Below are 15,892 nucleotides of genomic sequence, written 5' to 3'. Positions count from 1 at the left end.
GGAGAGTTTACCCGTCGCCGTCCTCGGTTTTTGGGGCGTCCACGGAGCGTTCTGGCAGGAATGCCGAGAGCAACATCACGGGCGTAATGGCAAAGAACGGCCCGACGGCGAGCGCGCTGTGAGCGTGCAGCACCAAGTCCATTTGCACGTAGTCGCCGACGCTAGCCATGGCAATACGATCGGTGAGGCCCGATCCGCCGATGAGCTCCCCCACCGGCCACGCCGTGAGCGTCATCACCAGCGCGCCCAGCACGCTCAATGCGACGACATACCAGCTGCGCTTACTGAACCACGCCCATGTGAGCAACCCGAGTAAGGTTCCGACGATGGCGGTGATCATGACGAACATCGCGTCGCCGCCGATGATCTCGGCGTAGGCACGCTCGGACATCGTCGCGTGCAAGTCTTCGCCGACGAGATAGTGCGCTCTGGGCGCGAGCGAAACCCACACCACTCCGGCGACTACGCCTGCCGCGGCACACACGATGAGTTGCGCCAAAGCCCGCCAGCCGGAGCGTTCCCAAATGCCGCGTCCTGCATCTTGCCTCATCAGTGCGCCATCCTCACCGAGGTGGGGCCGAGCAGCGCCTTCAGATCAGCAAACAGTGGGGAGGAGAGCTGCACGTGGAACCCGTCGGAAAGCCGAAACACGGTCGTGCGAGCCTTGCCCTTCACCTCGACGTGCACCTCGGCGCTGCCGGGGTAGGACGAGATGACCCGCTTGAGATCCGCCACCAGCCTCGGCGTGCAGCGCGTCTCGGCCATGGTGATGATCACCGGGCCGACGGCGCCGTCGCTGTTGACGTGCGGAGCGGTGACGTTCTGCGCGCGCATCCTTCCCCGGTCTTCCCCCGCTTCCACGACACCCTCGATGGCGACAATGTTGTCAGGCTCTAGGATGCCCGAAACCCGCTCGTAGACACGTGGGAACACAGTGACCTCGATACCGGTGGTGAGGTCTTCGAGCGTGACCTGCGCCCAGATGGCGCCATGCTTGTTGACGCGACGGTTGACGCTAGTAATCAACCCACACAGCGTGGTGCTCCCCGTGAAGGCATCCTCGCCGGCAGTGGAGGCGATCGTGCGGTCACTGTGTTCAGCGATGACGTGTTCCAGGCCGTTGAGTGGGTGGTCGGACACGTACAGGCCGAGCATGTCGCGCTCAAAGGCGAGCTTCGTCTTCCTGTCCCACTCGTCCAGATCTGGCACCGCGACGTGCTCCATCTGCTCCGAGTCATCGTCGACGGCGAGCCCGAACAGGTCGTCCTGCCCATTCGCGGCGTTGCGTTTCACGTCGATGATGGAATCGACGGCCTCCTCGTACACGGCCATGAGTGCGCGACGGGTGTGCCCCAGCTCATCGAACGCGCCCCCGCGGATGAGGGATTCGATGATGCGCTTCGAGCAGAACTGGAGCGGCGCCTTGCCGAGAAAGTCGTTGAAGTCACTCGCCGGGCCCAGCTGGTCGCGCTCAGCCAGCCATGCTTTCACCACCTTGTCACCCACGTTGCGGATGGCGCCCAGCCCGAAGCGGATGTCTTTACCCACCGGGGTGAATGCCACCTCCGACGAGTTCACATCGGGCAGCAGCACCTGGATGCCCATGTGTCGACACTCGTTGAGATAGATGGAGAGCTTGTCTTTGTCGTCGCGCACAGATTGCAGCAGCGCTGCCATGTATTCCGTCGGGTAGTGAGCCTTCAAGTACGCCGTCCAGTAGGCGACGAGCCCATAGGCGGCGGAGTGAGACTTGTTGAAGGCGTAGTCAGAGAAGGGAACCAGGATTTCCCACAGCGTTTTGATGCACTCGGCGGAGTAGCCGCGTTCTTTCATGCCCGCTTCGAAGGTGACGTACTGTTTATCGAGCTCGGCTTTCTTCTTCTTACCCATGGCGCGTCGCAGCATGTCGGCGCCGCCCAGCGAGTAGCCGGCGACGCGCTGCGCGATCGACATCACCTGCTCCTGGTAGACGATCAGGCCGTACGTTTCGCCAAGAATGTCGGCCAGGGGTTCCTCGAGCTCCGGGTGGATGGGCACGACGGCCTCACGCCCGGTCTTGCGCCTGGCGTACTTGTTGTGCGAATCAGCGCCCATCGGGCCGGGACGATAGAGGGCGACCACAGCCGAAATGTCGGAGAACGAGTCTGGCTGCATGGAACGCAGGAGCGCGCGCATGGGGCCGCCGTCTAGCTGGAACACGCCGAGCGTGTCGCCTGCCGCGAGCAGTTCGTAGGTGGCGACATCATCGAGCGGCAGCTGCTCCAGGTCGATCTTGTCGCCGGTGTTGCGCTCGATGTTTTCGATCGCGTCGCCCAAAATGGTGAGATTGCGAAGCCCGAGGAAGTCCATCTTGATGAGCCCTAGGGATTCGCAGCCCGGGTAATCAAACTGAGTGATAATGGCACCGTCGGACTCGCGACGCATGAGCGGGATGATGTCGATCAGGGGATCGCGCGACATGATCACGCCAGCCGCGTGTACACCCCACTGACGTTTGAGACCCTCGATGCCCATGGCGGTGTCGACGACGGTCTTCACATCCGGGTCTTGCTGGTACAGCTCGCGGAACTCCGTGCCCTCCGCATAGCGCGGGTGGTTCTCGTCGAAGAGCTGCGGCAACGGGATGCCCTTGCCCATTACATCCGGCGGCATGGCCTTGGTGATCTTCTCGCCCACCGCGAACGGCATGTCGAGCACGCGCGCGGAATCTTTCACCGCAGCCTTGGCCTTAATGGAGCCGTAGGTGATGATCTGCGCCACCTTGTCTTGGCCATATTTCTCGGTGACGTACTCGATCACCTCACCGCGGCGTCGATCGTCGAAGTCGATGTCGAAGTCGGGCATGGAGACGCGTTCGGGGTTCAGGAATCGCTCGAAGAACAGGCCGTGTTCGATCGGGTCGAGGTCGGTGATGCGCAGCGCGTAGGCACACATGGAACCAGCACCCGAGCCACGTCCAGGACCGACGTAAATACCGTTGTTCTTCGCCCAGTTGATGAAGTCGGCCACGACGAGGAAGTAGCCGTTGAACCCCATTTGGGTGATGATGCTCGACTCGAAGTCGGCGCGCTCCTGCACCTCGCGCGGAATGCCGCCCGGGTAGCGGTACTCGAGGCCGCGCTGCACTTCTTTGTGGAACCAGGATTCCTCCGTCTCACCGTCGGGCACCGGGAATACGGGCATGTAGATGCCGATGCCTTCATCGAAGACGGTTTCGCAGCGCTCCGCGATGGCGAGGGTGTTGTCGCACGCGTCCGGGTGCTCGCGGAACAGTTCGCGCATCTCCTCAGGAGACTTCAGGTAGTAGCCGGAGCCATTGAACTTGAATCGGTCGGTTTGGGCCTTCCGAGCGCCCGACGAGACGCACAGGAGTGTGTCGTGGGCATCGGCGTCGTCCTTGTGCACGTAATGGAGGTCGTTCGTGGCGACGAGTGGCAGGTTGAGCTCTTTCGACAGCCGAAGCAGATCTTTGCGGACGTTCGTCTCGATATCGAGCCCATGGTCCATCAGCTCAACGTAGAAGTTGCCCTTGCCGAAAATGTCTTCGAACTCCCCGGCAGCCTCGCGGGCGTTGTTGTACTGTCCGAGCCTCAGGAAGGTTTGGATCTCGCCCGACGGGCACCCCGTCGTCGCGATCAACCCGCGGCCATATTCGTTGAGCAGCTCGCGGTCTGCGCGCGGCTTGTAAAAGAAGCCCTCGAGCGAGCTGCGGGTGGAGAGCCGGAACAGGTTATGCATCCCGTCCTTGTTCTCGGCCCACATCGTCATGTGGGTATAGGCGCCTTTGGATGCAACATCGTCGCCGGTGCCGTCCCCGAACTGCACGCGCTTGCGCTCGCTGCGATGCGTGCGCGGAGTCAAGTACGCCTCGAGCCCGATGATGGGCTTGACGTTATAGTTTTTCGACGCCTTGTAGAACTCATACGCACCATACAAGTTGCCGTGGTCCGTGATGGCCAGGGAGGGCATCCCCATCTTCTCGGCATTGACGAACAGGTCGTTCACCCTCGCGGCACCGTCGAGCATGGAAAACTCGGTGTGGTTGTGTAGGTGCACGAACGTGTCGACCACGACTGTCCTCTCGGTTGGCTGGCGCAGCTACTCTACCTTCTTCACTGCCGGAACCTCGAGGGCCAGACGAAGCGTCGATTCGAGGCGCGTGACGGTTTCGCCACCATGCACGGCGAGGCCGGCACGCAACCGCGTCCATGGCAACTAGACTCGTCGTCATGTTGACCACGCCCTGGGGCGAAGCCCTCGACGACGACGCCGTACTACAGGACTACCCGCGCCCGCAGTTGGTTCGTGATTCCTATCTCAATCTCAACGGCACGTGGGATTACGCCGTCAGCAACGTCGACGACGGCGCTCGTCCCGACTTCGATCGCTCGATCCTGGTTCCGTTCGCTCCCGAAGCGCCGCTGTCCGGCGTGTTGCGCATCCTGCAGCCAGGTGAATTCGGGTGGTATCGCCGCACCTTCACCCTCCCCGAGGGATTCCGCGAAGGACGAGTGCTGCTGCACTTCGGCGCCGTCGACCAGGACTGCCACGTCTGGATCGACGGCTCCCCCGCCGGTGAACACCGCGGAGGCGTCTTGCCGTTCATGTTGGACATCACCGAACACCTCCACCGAGACGAGCACGAGATTGTCGTGAGGGTACGCGACGTCACCGACACCTCGTATCGCTCTCGCGGTAAGCAGTCGCTCACGCCAGGTGGCATCTGGTACACGCCAAGCTCCGGCATCTGGCAGACCGTCTGGCTGGAGTGTGTGCCCGAGCAGCACATTGCGGGTGTGGACTACACCCCGCGCCTCGCAAGCGACGAGGTGGAGATCACCGTGCATGCCCCGAAGCCCGGCCGGGCCACCGTCATGATCTCCGCCGACGGCGCGCCAATCGCCGAGGCAGAGATGGACACCAATACCCCCACCACCGTTCGATTGCCAGACGCCCGCCGCTGGAGCCCGAACGACCCATTCCTGCACGACGTGCAGGTGCGTTTGGGTAGCGACGAAGTGTCGAGCTACTTCGGCATGCGCGAGATACGCGTGGCGAAGGACCCGCGCGGACACATGCGCGTGTTCCTCAACGACGAGCCCTTCCTCGTGAAAGGTCTGCTAGACCAGGGATACTGGCCCGACGGCCTCCTTACCGCGCCGTCAGACCAGGCCCTCGCCTACGACATCGCGCTCGCCAAGAGCCTGGGCTTCAACACGGTGCGCAAGCACATCAAGGTGGAGCCGCTGCGCTGGTACTACCACTGCGATCGCATCGGCATGCTCGTATGGCAGGACATGGTCAGTGGCGGTGCGAAACCGTCGCGGTTTCTTAGGAGCGGCTCGAACGACGCGCCCAAGAAAGTGGACGACACCCGCCACGGGCTGATGGGGCGCAAGGACGCGGAAGGCCGGGAGGAGTATCGCGCGGAGCTAGAAGCCACCGTCGCCCTGCTGAAGGCCTCGCCGTCGGTCGTCGTGTGGGTGCCGTTCAACGAAGGCTGGGGGCAATTCGACGCCCTCGACGCCGCCCGCAAACTGCGCGAGCTGGACCCGTCGCGCCCGGTAGATCATGCCTCCGGATGGTTCGATCAAGGAGGCGGAGATTTCCGTAGTCAGCACGCATACACCAAGCCGTATCACCCCACAGCGGAGGACTTTGCCGACGGCCGCGCGCTCGCGTTGACGGAGTACGGCGGCTACTCGCACCGCGTGCCGGGGCACGTCGCTGTGGAAAAGGAGTTCGGTTACAAGCGGTACGTCAGCGGCGGCAAATTCGAGCTCGCCTACGAGAAGTTGCACCGCACCGAGATCGCAGACGCCGTGGAGCGCGGACTGAGCGTCCTCATCTACACCCAGCTGAGCGACGTTGAGGAAGAGACGAACGGCCTAGTCACCTACGACCGGCGCGTGGTGAAGCTCGACGAAGCCCGCTCTTTGGCAATCATGGCGACCCTCGATGAGGCCTTCCGACGCTCGCTCGGCGAGCAGCCGCGTGCTATTCCAGTTGCGGAGCGCGAACTCACCACACCAGAAAACCTCACCATGCCCGACGGCACCCTCAACGCCTCCGCAGTGGGATGGAGCAGGACTCCCCTCATCCGCAGCGACGGCATCGGGGGACTGCGTCGGGCAGGGCGCAACAAGCGCTGGGAGCATTGGGGGGTGACCACGTCGTCGCATGTGCTTGGGCTCACGATCGCGCACCTCGACTATGTCGGCGTGCTGGGGTTCTACCTTGCCGATCTCGCCTCCGGCCAGGAATGGGTCGCCGATGCCGCCATCCCGCTAGGCGGGCAGATAGAACTGCCCGGCACGATCGGTGAGGGGCGCAGCTACGGACGTACCCGCAAGCTCATGCTGCGATTCGACGAGGTACCTTCCGGCACGCGTCTTCGCGGCCAAACCGGAGAGATAGCGTTCGACATCGTCGCCCACCTCAACGAGCAGCGCGACATGCTGGGCGTCGTGGTGCCCTGGGATGAGCAGACGTTCCAATACACGGTGAAGGATGTGGGCCGACGCGCCACGGGCACCATTTGGATTGGAGACGAGGCGCACAACGTCTCCGGCCCGGAGGCGTTCGCCACCCTCGATCACGGTCGCGGCCGCTGGCCGTACTCGGTGCATTGGAATTGGGGCGTGGGTGCGGGCAGGCTCGGCAAGCAACACCTCGCGATTCAGCTCGGAGGCCAATGGACCGATGGTACCGGCAGCACCGAGAACGCAGTCATCGTCGGGAACACCCTGTACAAGATCAGCCAAGAGCTGCTGTGGGAATACGATGCCACCAAGTACGAGCGGCCCTGGCGCGTGCGAGGTGAGGGCATCGATTTGCGGTTCGAGCCGTTCCACCTGCGCACGGCGTCCACGCAGCTCGGTGTCCTCTCCTCCAACACGAATCAGGCGTTCGGCACATGGTCAGGTTCGCTGAGCATCGACGGCAAATCCATACCCGTGAAGGGTCTCACCGGGTGGGCGGAGGATGTTCGAAACCGCTGGTGAAATTAGGCGCCGGAGATGAGGCGCTCGTAATCCTCACGTAGGTGACTCACGTCCAGCCCGAGCGTGGTCCACACCACGTGGACCCGTTTGTCGCTGCCGACGCCGAGTACCTGCGTCGAGTGATCCACCTCGTACCCACCGCTTGGAAGCTGTTTGCCCTTCTCAATCGCGATATGGAGTTGGTTGCCCACATCCTTGATGGTGTTGAGGTCGCCGGTGAGGCCGACGAACGTGTCATCCACACGAGCAAGGTACTCACGCAGGGCCTCTGGCGTGTCGCGTGCTGGATCTGTGGTGACCAAGATAGGGGTGATCTGCGACGCGTCCCCGAGTCGGCGCTTAGCCGTCGCCATGTCGGCCATGATGCCCGGGCATACGTCAGGGCAGTTGAGGTACCCGAAGAAAAGGGCGGCGGCAGGGGTGCTCCAGCTGGTGCGGAGGTTGAATGGCTTGCCGTGCTGGTCGGTGAGTTCGATGTCGGGTAGTTCCCATCCGTTGGGGATGTGCGTGCCGTGGAAAGTGTTGTCGGTAGAAGCTCCTTCGACGGTGGCCGCGCCCTCGTCGACATCGCTACAGGCGGCGACGAGGGGCAGCGCTGCCGCCCCGGTGATGAGGTGACGTCGAGAGATCATCGCTTGCTTCCGCCTGCCGCGATATCGCCGGCAAGTGCGCGCAAATCGGCCAACCCGGCGTCGAAATCCGGCGCTTTCTCGATCGTCGAGATGAGCGCAGAACCCACGATCACGAGATCGGCGAACGCGGCCGTCTCGTGCGCCTGCTGGCCGTTCGAGATGCCCAGCCCGATGCCCACCGGAATGGTTGGGTCTGCCCTCCGTGCCCGCTCTACGATGCGCGGCGCCGCCTGGGAGGTGTGCTGACGCGCGCCCGTGACGCCCATCACGGAAGTCGCGTACACCCAGCCGCGTGACGCCTGCATCGTCATCGCGAGCCGCTCGTCGGTGGACGACGGCGCGATGAGGAAGATGCGGTCGAGGCCATGCGCGTCGGTGGCCGCTATCCATTCCTTGCAATCGTCTGCAGGCAGGTCGGGGGTGATGACTCCCCCGCCGCCCGCGTTCGCGAAATCGCGAGCAAAGGCGTCGACACCGTAGGCCTCGATGAGGTTCCAGTAGGTCATCGTGAGCGGCATGGCGCCTGCTTGCCCCACGCGTTCCGCAGCGCGGAACACGTCGCGGGTGCGTACCCCGCCCCGCAAGGCCTGCGTGGCGGCGCGCTGAATGACCTTGCCATCCATGAGCGGGTCGGAATAAGGGATGCCAATTTCCACCAGGTCTGCTCCGTGTCCGTCGGCGCCTTCAACGATGGCTTCCATCGCCTGCATGGAGCGTTCGACGTCGGGGTATCCAACCGGGTAGTAGCCGACGGTCGCCGCGCGACCTTCGTCGAGGCAGCGCACGACGATGCGCCCGGATTGGCCAAGCCGATGTTCTGGGTAAGTCACGTCAGGCACCTACCTTCAGGTCTGGCTCGCCGGTCAGCCCGAACCAGTCGAATGCGGTTGAAGTATCTTTATCGCCGCGTCCTGAGAGACAGACCAGGATGCGGGGCGTCGTCGACGGCGCCTCCTCGGCCAGTCGCCGGCCCAGCCGTAGCGCGCCAGCGAGGGCGTGTGCCGACTCGATGGCGGGGATGATGCCCTCGCTTTGGGTGAGCAGCTTAAACGCGTCCATCGCTTCGGCGTCAGTGACTGACTCGTAAGTAGCGCGCCCGGAGTCCGCGAGCCACGCGTGCTCTGGGCCAACTCCTGGGTAGTCGAGGCCAGCGGAGATGGAGTGCGATTCGATCGTCTGGCCATCCTCGTCTTGCAGCACGTAGGTGCGAGCTCCGTGCAACACCCCGGGCGACCCGGCACCAATCGTGGCGGAGTGGCGACCCGTCTCGAGGCCTTCTCCCCCGGCCTCGATGCCGAGCAGGGCGACATCGTCGTCGATGAAATCGTAGAACTGGCCGATAGCGTTGGATCCGCCACCCACGCACGCGACGACATGGGTGGGCAGGCCGCCGAACCGCTCCAGCATCTGCGCCCGTGATTCCGTCGAGATGACGCGCTGGAACTCCCGCACCATGGTGGGGAATGGATGGGGTCCGCCGACGGTACCGATGAGGTAGTGGGTGTCGTCGACGGTGGTCACCCAGTCACGCATGGCTTCGTTCATGGCGTCTTTCAAGGTGCGCGAACCGGCAGCCACGGCTACCACTTCGGCACCGAGCAGCTGCATGCGCGCGACGTTGAGTGCCTGGCGCTGCGTGTCCACCTCGCCCATGTACACGCGGCATTCCAGCCCGAAGAGCGCGGCGGCAGTGGCCGTCGCGACCCCGTGCTGACCGGCGCCAGTTTCCGCAATGATGCGGCGCTTGCCCATGCGCTTCGTGAGCAGCGCTTGCCCCAGCACGTTGTTGATCTTGTGCGCGCCGGTGTGGTTGAGATCCTCGCGCTTGAGGTACACCTCGGCGTTGCCAGCGTGTTCGGAGAAGTGCTTGGCGAGGGTGACCGGTGTCGGGCGACCAGAGTAGTCGCGTTGGAGCCGACGAAGCTCCTCACCGAAGCTGGGGTCGGCCTGCGCGTCGGCGAAGGCCTGTTGCAGTTCCAGTAGGGCGGCTTGGAGCGCTTCGGGGACGAACTTGCCCCCGTACTGGCCAAAGTGGCCCAGCTCGTCGGGAAGTGAAGTCATGGAAGCAACACTAGCTGGCGCTTAACGCTCTGACGGCCTGTCTCGGCTCGCCATGCCGCACGAGCGCCTCTCCGACGAGGATCACGTCGGCACCCTCGTTGCGCACGCGACGAGCGTCGGCCGGGGTGAAAATGCCGGATTCGGCGACGCGGACCACGTCGTCGCCGATGTGGCTGGCGAGCCGGCCAAAGTTGGCGAGATCCACGTCGAGGGTTTTCAAGTTGCGGTTGTTGACGCCGATGAGGTCTGCTCCGGCGGCCAGCGCGCGGTCAGCTTCGTGGGTGTTGTGCACTTCCACCAGCGGAGAGAGCTGCAGATCGCGGGCTAGCCGGAGGAAGCGAGCGAGCTCGACGTCAGTGAGGGCTGCGACGATGAGGAGCACAAGATCTGCGCCATGCACGCGCGCTTCGAGGAACTGGTACTCGTCGACCATGAAATCCTTGCGCAGCACGGGGATCTCCACGCGGGCGCGGACGGCGTCGAGGTCGTCGAGCGAGCCGCCAAACTTGCGCTGTTCGGTGAGAACGGAGATGGCCGACGCGCCGCCCGCTTCGTACTCGTGCGCCAGCGCGGCTGGATCGTCAATGGTGGCGAGCGCGCCCTTCGACGGCGACTTGCGCTTCACTTCCGCAATGACGCTCAGACCGTCTCCGCGAAATGCGGGCATGGGGTTACGCGTTGGTGGGCACGATTCGAGCTGCTGCTCCAGCGTCGTGAGGGGGACACGGCGCCGGCGTTCGTCCATGTCAGCGCGAACTCCGGCGATGATGGAGTCGAGAACGCTCACGGTTGGCCAAACCCCATCGCCTTCATGACCATCGTGACAAGGCCTGCGAGCAGCACCACGCCACTGCCGATAGCAACGACCACCCAGGAGGGGCCAAGCATGATTCCGACGAACGCGACGATGAAACCGATCGCCGCCAGAATGCTGCCGGTCCAGGCCGCCGGGCTCTGACCGTGGTGGTAGTAACGGGCTGTGCGCGCCATCCTCATCCCTTTCTTCGCTACGACCAGGACAATACCGCAAGTGACACGTATGCGACGGCGCACGCACGCGGCCTAGAGTGATCCCCGATGACTGATCCCTACAGCCTGCTCGCTCCGTGGTACGCACAGCATGCCCGAGACCTGCCATGGCGGCGCCCGAACTTTCCTGCCTGGGGCACGTTGGTGAGCGAGATCATGCTGCAACAGACGCAGGCAGCCAGGGTCGCCGTGGAGATCGATCGATGGCTCACGAGGTGGCCGACGCCGGCTGCCCTGGCGGCAGCTCCCACCGCTGACGTGTTGCGCGCGTGGGGGAACCTGGGCTATCCGCGCCGCGCGTTACGCCTGCAGCAGGCTGCGCGAGAGATCGTCGAGCGGCACAACGGCGAGGTGCCCGACGACGTGGAAGCCCTACTCGCGCTGCCCGGTGTGGGTGACTACACCGCGCGCGCCGTCGCAGTGTTCCACTACCAGCAGCGGCACCCCGTCGTGGATACGAATGTCCGACGGGTGGTGGCTCGTTACGTGCATGGCCTTGCCAATCAGGCCGGTGCGAAGCGCAGCGACCTCACTGACATGGAACGGCTGCTACCCGCTGATCCGGATGAGGCGGGGCTCGTCGACGCGGCGCTCATGGAGCTCGGCGCGCTCGTGTGCACCAGCAAGTCGCCAGCCTGCGACGCGTGTCCGCTGCAACTCCGGTGCACCTGGGTGCAGGCGGGCAAACCGGACAATGCCCCAGCAGGGAGGCCCCGACAGGCAAAGTTCGAAGGCAGCGACCGTCAGGCCCGCGGGAAGGTGTTGGGGGCGTTGCGGGCGGCCGACGGGCCGCTTGCAGAAGCCGATGTCGAGGCGCTTTGGTCCGATGCGGTGCAGCTCCAGGGCGCTGTGGCGTCGCTCGTGGCCGACGGGCTCGTGCAAGCCACCCCGGAGGGGCTCAGCCTTCCGCGGTGACCTCCAGAAAGTGACCGTTATCCTCCACAGGCGGAAACTATCGGCGCATTTTGGGCACTATTTTCCGCGTGTGGAGGATAACGGTCGAATCGGACGCGGTCACCCCACCAGCGGGCCAATCTTGTACTGCTCAAGCGTGGTGTGTGGACGCTGTTCTTCTCCGTGCTTCTTGGTGAATTCGGCGGTGGCGTCGGTGCCGCAGATTCGGCCAATTTTGCTGGGGCCACCTGGGTGGCGAGGCAGCCAGTCGCTCAAGTCGTAGGCGTTGCCGGCCACGGCAACCCAGCAGTCGTCGGTGGAAGCGTGTTTGGACACTTCGAGCATGGTGACGCCATTCGGGGCCGTCTGCGTAGGCTTGCTCGGAGGGTTGACAACTTCCATCCAGGTCGCCTGGGCGCCGAGATGCCCGACGGTGACCGTGAGCGCCAGCACGCCAAGGCCGATGAAGGAAGAGATCATTCCCCCGAGTAGTTTCATGCGGGCGGTCTGGTCTGGCTTCCCGGCGATACGCACGTCGTGGCGCACCCACCACAGCCAGCCTCCCCCGACCACGAGGAACAGTAGCGACGCCCACACCAGCCAGCGCCCAAGCTCAGCGTGGGTGGTGGGTTCGCCCCCGACGTATGGCGCAAGCGACTCGCCGGTCTGTTTCGCGACGATTGTCGAGACGAACCCCACCGCGAGTACGACGATGGTCGGCACCGCCATGCGTCGGCGAGCCTTCGGCTGGGCCGTAAGGAAGATGATGCCCAGTGCGGCCAGCGGCAGCAGCACGACGGGAAGATGCACGATCAGAGGGTGCAGTGGAAGGCCGGCAAGAATAACCATGAGTGGAATCGTAGTGGCTTACAGCGTCGGGTCTTCTCCCTTGTCTAGCTCTTCCCACAAGCTGCGCTGCTGCACCCGCGGAGGGCGCTGCGTGCGCCAGGTTGGTCCAATCGTGACGAACAGCACGGATGCCACGAACAGCGCAACGAATGCGACCACGACCCACGGCTGCTCCATCACGCATACGACGATGCCCGTCACGCTCAACAGCGCGAGTAGCACGCCCAACACACGCAATCCTTGGCCGTGCAGCATGAGGCTGAGCCCAATCGCAGCGAGCCCTGCCCAAGCCACGCCCCGCGTCGCTGGTACGTCCAGGATGTTGCCTGCGATCGCTGCCCCGCCCGCGCCCGCGAGGCCGATGATCGTCGTCGATGCACGCGCAGTCAGCGCCATGATTCTGCCTTCTGGATCGCTGCGACGACGGCCCTGGCCTTATGGGAACACTCGGCGTCCTCAGCCGCGGGCACCGAGTCCTTGACGACGCCCGCCCCCGCCTGTACGTGAGCGATACCGTCGGTAATCACGGCCGTGCGGATGGCGATGGCCACCTCGGCGTTACCAGCGAAGTCGAGGTAACCCACGACACCGCCGTAGAGGCCCCGACGGGTGAATTCAAGCTGCTCGATGATCTCCATTGCCCGCACCTTGGGTGCGCCGGAGAGAGTTCCTGCCGGGAAGCAGGCAAGCACGGCATCGAGGGCGCTGCAGTCGGCGCGCAGCTTCCCCGTCACCGCAGCTTCGAGGTGCATGATGTGCGAATAGCGATGCACCTCAAGCATCTCTTCCACGACGACGCTGCCGGGCTGGCAGATGCGTCCCAAGTCGTTGCGCCCGAGATCGACCAGCATGATGTGCTCGGCGCGTTCCTTCTCGTCCGTGACGAGCTCTTCGGCGAGCTTGCGGTCTTCTTGCGGGGTCGCCCCACGCGGGCGGGAGCCTGCGATAGGACGTGTGGTGGCGACTCCGTCGCGCACCTGCACCAGCGCCTCGGGGGATGCACCAACGATCGAAAACTCATCGAGATTCAGGTAGTACATGTAGGGGCTGGGGTTGGTGGTGCGCAGTGCGCGGTAGACGTCGAAGGGGTGCGCGCTGGTGGGAATGTCGAAACGCTGCGAGGCAACGATCTGGAAGGCCTCCCCCGCCGCGATTTCTTCTTGCGCTTGCCGCACGATGGCCTCGAACTCGGCGCTGGTGCGCTGGCGTCGGATGTCTACTTCGGCGGGCTCGGTGGGCGTCGCGGTGAGCGGGCGTCTGGCATCACACACCCGCGCGCGCATGTCGTCGATGGCCCGCACGGCACGCTCGTACGCTTGCTCGACACGTTCGGGCGAGCCGTCCCAGTTGATGGCGTTGGCGACGAGCCAGAGTTCACCTTGTTGATGGTCAAGGATGGCGACTTCGCTGGTAAGCAGGAACAGCAGCTCGGGGAGGTGCAGATCGTCAACAGTGCGGTCAGGGATGCGCTCGAGTTGGCGGATGATGTCGTAGCCGAGGAACCCCACGAGCCCAGCCTGGAAGGGTGGCAGGTCGGGGTCAGGCTCCGTCGCGAGTTCGAGTAACGCGTCACGAAGCAGCGTCAGTGGGCTGCCATGGCGGTCGAGGCCCGCGATGTCGCGTCCGCTCCAGTGTGCCTCACCGCCGCGGGAGGTGAGCGTCGCCTCGGAGCGGACGCCGACAATCGACCACCGCCCTTGCGTGCCTGCTTCAGCGGATTCGAGGAGGAAGGTGCCCGCGCGGTCGCGGCAGAGTTGGTCGAACAGGGCGACGGGGGTGAAGTCGTCGGCCACGAGCTTTTCCCACACGGGAATGACGCGACGGTGCTTCGTGCGGACGCGGAATTCGTCGAGGCTGATCATGCTTGCACCTCCAAGGAGTTCGAGAAGCAGGTGCGCGTTCCGGTGTGGCAGGCGGCGCCCACTTGGTTGACCTTCATGAGAATGGTGTCGCCATCGCAATCGAGCCACAGCGCCACGACCTCTTGGGTGTGCCCGGAGGTTTCGCCTTTGACCCACAGCTGCTGGCGGCTGCGTGACCAGTAGGTTGCACGCCCGGTGCTTTGGGTAAGGCTCAGGGATTCTTTGTTCATCCAGGCCATCATGAGCACTTCGCCGCTGTTGGCGTCTTGCGTGATGACGGGGATGAGCCCGTCTTGGTTGAAGGTGATCGTCGGCATACCCCCATTCAACCGCAGGTAGACTGCACCCATGACTTTCGCCCGCCGCCAACGTCGTCAACTGCTCGATGCCATGCACACCGCTGGTCCGCTCGCGCCGACTGCGTGTGAAGGCTGGCTCGTGCAAGATCTTGCCGCGCATCTGTGGGTGCGCGAGCATCGTCTGTCTGCACTGCCGGGTATCGGTGCCCCCCGCTTCGCTGCGCGTACACAAAGGTTGCAGATGGAGGGGCTGCACCGGCTGGGTTTCGAGGGATTGCTGGAGAAGCTTGAGCGTCCTGGATGGGTGATGCGTCTCGTAGATCCGCTGGTGAACGGCGCTGAGTTCTACCTGCACCTGGAAGACGTGCTGCGCCCGCGTCATGAGCATGCCGAGTTGAGTCGTAGCGACCAGGAGTATCTGCGCAGAATTGCGCTACTGATGGCGCGAAAGACGCAGCTAGGCAAGCCGTACCGCCTCGTGGTGACACCCACCGACGGGCACGCGAAGTCGTACGGGGGCGGCGAGCAGGTGGTCTACGTCGAGGGGGCACCCAACGAGCTACTGCTCCATTTCAGCGGCCGCGACGCCGACGTCGTTATCACCGCCGACGACGAGCCCGCTTACCGTGCGTCCATCGCCGGGTTGTAGTTGCTGCATCTCGACACGCGGGCTGCGCCCGCTACTCGATGAGCGAGTCTGGCGGCCGCCCCGGTGGTTGAGTAGCCGCCACAGGCGGCGTATCGAAACCCCGGGAGGATGATCCAGCTACGTGAGCTTGTCCAAGATGAGTTCGCGCACCTTACCCGCGTCAGCCTGGCCGCGCATCGCCTTCATCACCTGGCCAATGAGCGCGCCGGCGGCCTGCACCTTGCCGCCGCGAATCTTGTCCGCGACGTCGGGGTTGGCGGCGATGGCATCGTCGACGGCGGCAGCGAGCGCGCCCTCGTCGGATACGACGCCAAGCCCGCGGGCATCCACCACTTCGGCGGGTTCGCCCTCGCCGGCAATGACGCCATCGATGACCTGGCGAGCCAGTTTGTCGTTGATTTTGCCTTCCTCGACGAGTTCTTGCACCGCCGCAACCTGCGCGGGCGTGATGCCGACGGCGTCGAGCTCCACCCCGGCCTCGTTGGCGCGTCGCGCCAATTCGGACACCCACCACTTTCGCGCCGCGGCGGGCGTCGCACCGGCGGCCACCGTGGCGTCGACGAGGTCAAGCGCTCCGGCGCCGACAATGCCAGCGAAGTCGATATCAGAGAAA

The 15,892-nt window shown here is 64.4% G+C and carries 14 protein-coding genes and 1 pseudogene; 3 read left to right on the top strand and 12 right to left on the bottom strand.

Annotated elements, in window-relative coordinates; genetic code table 11:
- Positions 1-7: 7 nt before the first annotated feature.
- Positions 8-550: a hypothetical protein gene (locus Q0X61_RS03720; protein ID WP_297740478.1), complete on the bottom strand. Its 543-nt coding sequence runs from the start codon at positions 548-550 to the stop codon at positions 8-10.
- Positions 550-4,071, bottom strand: a complete 3,522-nt coding sequence (dnaE, locus tag Q0X61_RS03715) for a DNA polymerase III subunit alpha (protein WP_297740476.1) — start codon at positions 4,069-4,071, stop codon at positions 550-552. The genes Q0X61_RS03720 and dnaE overlap by 1 nt, the downstream gene beginning before the upstream one ends.
- A 158-nt stretch (positions 4,072-4,229) precedes the next feature.
- Between dnaE and Q0X61_RS03710 the strand changes: the two genes are divergently transcribed.
- Positions 4,230-7,004, top strand: coding sequence for a DUF2804 family protein (locus Q0X61_RS03710; RefSeq protein ID WP_297740474.1), 2,775 nt, complete (start codon positions 4,230-4,232; stop codon positions 7,002-7,004).
- 2 nt (positions 7,005-7,006) lie between these two features.
- Here the strand turns inward: Q0X61_RS03710 and Q0X61_RS03705 are convergent, their stop codons facing one another.
- From Q0X61_RS03705 to Q0X61_RS03685, 5 genes are read right to left on the bottom strand one after another with little or no spacing between them, the layout of a single operon-like run.
- On the bottom strand, positions 7,007-7,636 hold the full coding sequence (locus Q0X61_RS03705) for an SCO family protein (protein WP_297740472.1): 630 nt from the start codon (positions 7,634-7,636) through the stop codon (positions 7,007-7,009).
- A complete protein-coding gene (gene trpA, locus Q0X61_RS03700) occupies positions 7,633-8,466 on the bottom strand; it encodes a tryptophan synthase subunit alpha (protein ID WP_297740470.1) in 834 nt (277 codons plus the stop codon). The genes Q0X61_RS03705 and trpA overlap by 4 nt, the downstream gene beginning before the upstream one ends.
- A gap of 1 nt (position 8,467) precedes the next feature.
- Entirely contained in the window at positions 8,468-9,697 is a 1,230-nt protein-coding gene (gene trpB / locus Q0X61_RS03695; RefSeq protein ID WP_297740468.1) for a tryptophan synthase subunit beta, read from the bottom strand.
- A gap of 10 nt (positions 9,698-9,707) precedes the next feature.
- Positions 9,708-10,484, bottom strand: a complete 777-nt coding sequence (trpC, locus tag Q0X61_RS03690; protein WP_297740466.1) for an indole-3-glycerol phosphate synthase TrpC — start codon at positions 10,482-10,484, stop codon at positions 9,708-9,710.
- The gene (locus tag Q0X61_RS03685) at positions 10,481-10,693 is read right to left on the bottom strand and encodes an HGxxPAAW family protein (RefSeq protein WP_297740564.1); all 213 of its coding nucleotides are present in this window, start codon (positions 10,691-10,693) and stop codon (positions 10,481-10,483) included. Before Q0X61_RS03685 ends, trpC begins: the two co-directional genes overlap by 4 nt.
- 81 nt (positions 10,694-10,774) lie before the next feature.
- On the opposite strand from Q0X61_RS03685, the gene Q0X61_RS03680 reads away from it, so the two are divergent.
- Positions 10,775-11,641, top strand: a complete 867-nt coding sequence (locus Q0X61_RS03680) for an A/G-specific adenine glycosylase (RefSeq protein WP_297740464.1) — start codon at positions 10,775-10,777, stop codon at positions 11,639-11,641.
- 99 nt (positions 11,642-11,740) lie between these two features.
- Here the strand turns inward: Q0X61_RS03680 and Q0X61_RS03675 are convergent, their stop codons facing one another.
- The 4 genes from Q0X61_RS03675 to hisI are packed head-to-tail and all read right to left on the bottom strand — an operon-like array spanning position 11,741 to position 14,648.
- Positions 11,741-12,469 carry a cytochrome b5-like heme/steroid binding domain-containing protein gene (locus tag Q0X61_RS03675; RefSeq protein WP_297740462.1) on the bottom strand — a complete coding sequence of 243 codons (729 nt, stop codon included), beginning with the start codon at positions 12,467-12,469 and terminating at the stop codon, positions 11,741-11,743.
- Between the two features lie 18 nt (positions 12,470-12,487).
- The gene (locus Q0X61_RS03670; RefSeq protein ID WP_297740460.1) at positions 12,488-12,865 is read right to left on the bottom strand and encodes a hypothetical protein; all 378 of its coding nucleotides are present in this window, start codon (positions 12,863-12,865) and stop codon (positions 12,488-12,490) included.
- Positions 12,856-14,331, bottom strand: a complete 1,476-nt coding sequence (locus tag Q0X61_RS03665) for an anthranilate synthase component I (protein WP_297740458.1) — start codon at positions 14,329-14,331, stop codon at positions 12,856-12,858. The genes Q0X61_RS03670 and Q0X61_RS03665 overlap by 10 nt, the downstream gene beginning before the upstream one ends.
- Positions 14,328-14,648, bottom strand: a complete 321-nt coding sequence (gene hisI / locus Q0X61_RS03660) for a phosphoribosyl-AMP cyclohydrolase (protein ID WP_367270698.1) — start codon at positions 14,646-14,648, stop codon at positions 14,328-14,330. Before hisI ends, Q0X61_RS03665 begins: the two co-directional genes overlap by 4 nt.
- A gap of 31 nt (positions 14,649-14,679) precedes the next feature.
- Between hisI and Q0X61_RS03655 the strand changes: the two genes are divergently transcribed.
- Entirely contained in the window at positions 14,680-15,279 is a 600-nt protein-coding gene (locus tag Q0X61_RS03655; RefSeq protein WP_297740455.1) for a maleylpyruvate isomerase family mycothiol-dependent enzyme, read from the top strand.
- Between the two features lie 117 nt (positions 15,280-15,396).
- Here Q0X61_RS03655 and Q0X61_RS03650 read toward each other — a convergent pair.
- Positions 15,397-15,892 (bottom strand): annotated as a pseudogene (locus Q0X61_RS03650) (Asp-tRNA(Asn)/Glu-tRNA(Gln) amidotransferase GatCAB subunit B); the annotation flags it as partial.

Source organism: uncultured Tessaracoccus sp. (assembly GCF_947255005.1).
GTDB lineage: Bacteria > Actinomycetota > Actinomycetes > Propionibacteriales > Propionibacteriaceae > Arachnia.
This window is presented reverse-complemented; position numbering and strand designations above follow the sequence as displayed.

Coding starts and splice junctions, on each gene's coding strand:
- trpB (WP_297740468.1), bottom strand. CDS start 9,697: ATGACTTCACTTCCCGACGAGCTGGGCCACTTTGGCCAGTACGGGGGC.
- hisI (WP_367270698.1), bottom strand. CDS start 14,648: ATGCCGACGATCACCTTCAACCAAGACGGGCTCATCCCCGTCATCACG.
- Q0X61_RS03670 (WP_297740460.1), bottom strand. CDS start 12,865: ATGGCGCTGACTGCGCGTGCATCGACGACGATCATCGGCCTCGCGGGC.
- Q0X61_RS03665 (WP_297740458.1), bottom strand. CDS start 14,331: ATGATCAGCCTCGACGAATTCCGCGTCCGCACGAAGCACCGTCGCGTC.
- Q0X61_RS03680 (WP_297740464.1), top strand. CDS start 10,775: ATGACTGATCCCTACAGCCTGCTCGCTCCGTGGTACGCACAGCATGCC.
- Q0X61_RS03710 (WP_297740474.1), top strand. CDS start 4,230: ATGTTGACCACGCCCTGGGGCGAAGCCCTCGACGACGACGCCGTACTA.
- Q0X61_RS03675 (WP_297740462.1), bottom strand. CDS start 12,469: ATGGTTATTCTTGCCGGCCTTCCACTGCACCCTCTGATCGTGCATCTT.
- Q0X61_RS03705 (WP_297740472.1), bottom strand. CDS start 7,636: ATGATCTCTCGACGTCACCTCATCACCGGGGCGGCAGCGCTGCCCCTC.
- Q0X61_RS03655 (WP_297740455.1), top strand. CDS start 14,680: ATGACTTTCGCCCGCCGCCAACGTCGTCAACTGCTCGATGCCATGCAC.
- Q0X61_RS03685 (WP_297740564.1), bottom strand. CDS start 10,693: ATGAGGATGGCGCGCACAGCCCGTTACTACCACCACGGTCAGAGCCCG.
- Q0X61_RS03720 (WP_297740478.1), bottom strand. CDS start 550: ATGAGGCAAGATGCAGGACGCGGCATTTGGGAACGCTCCGGCTGGCGG.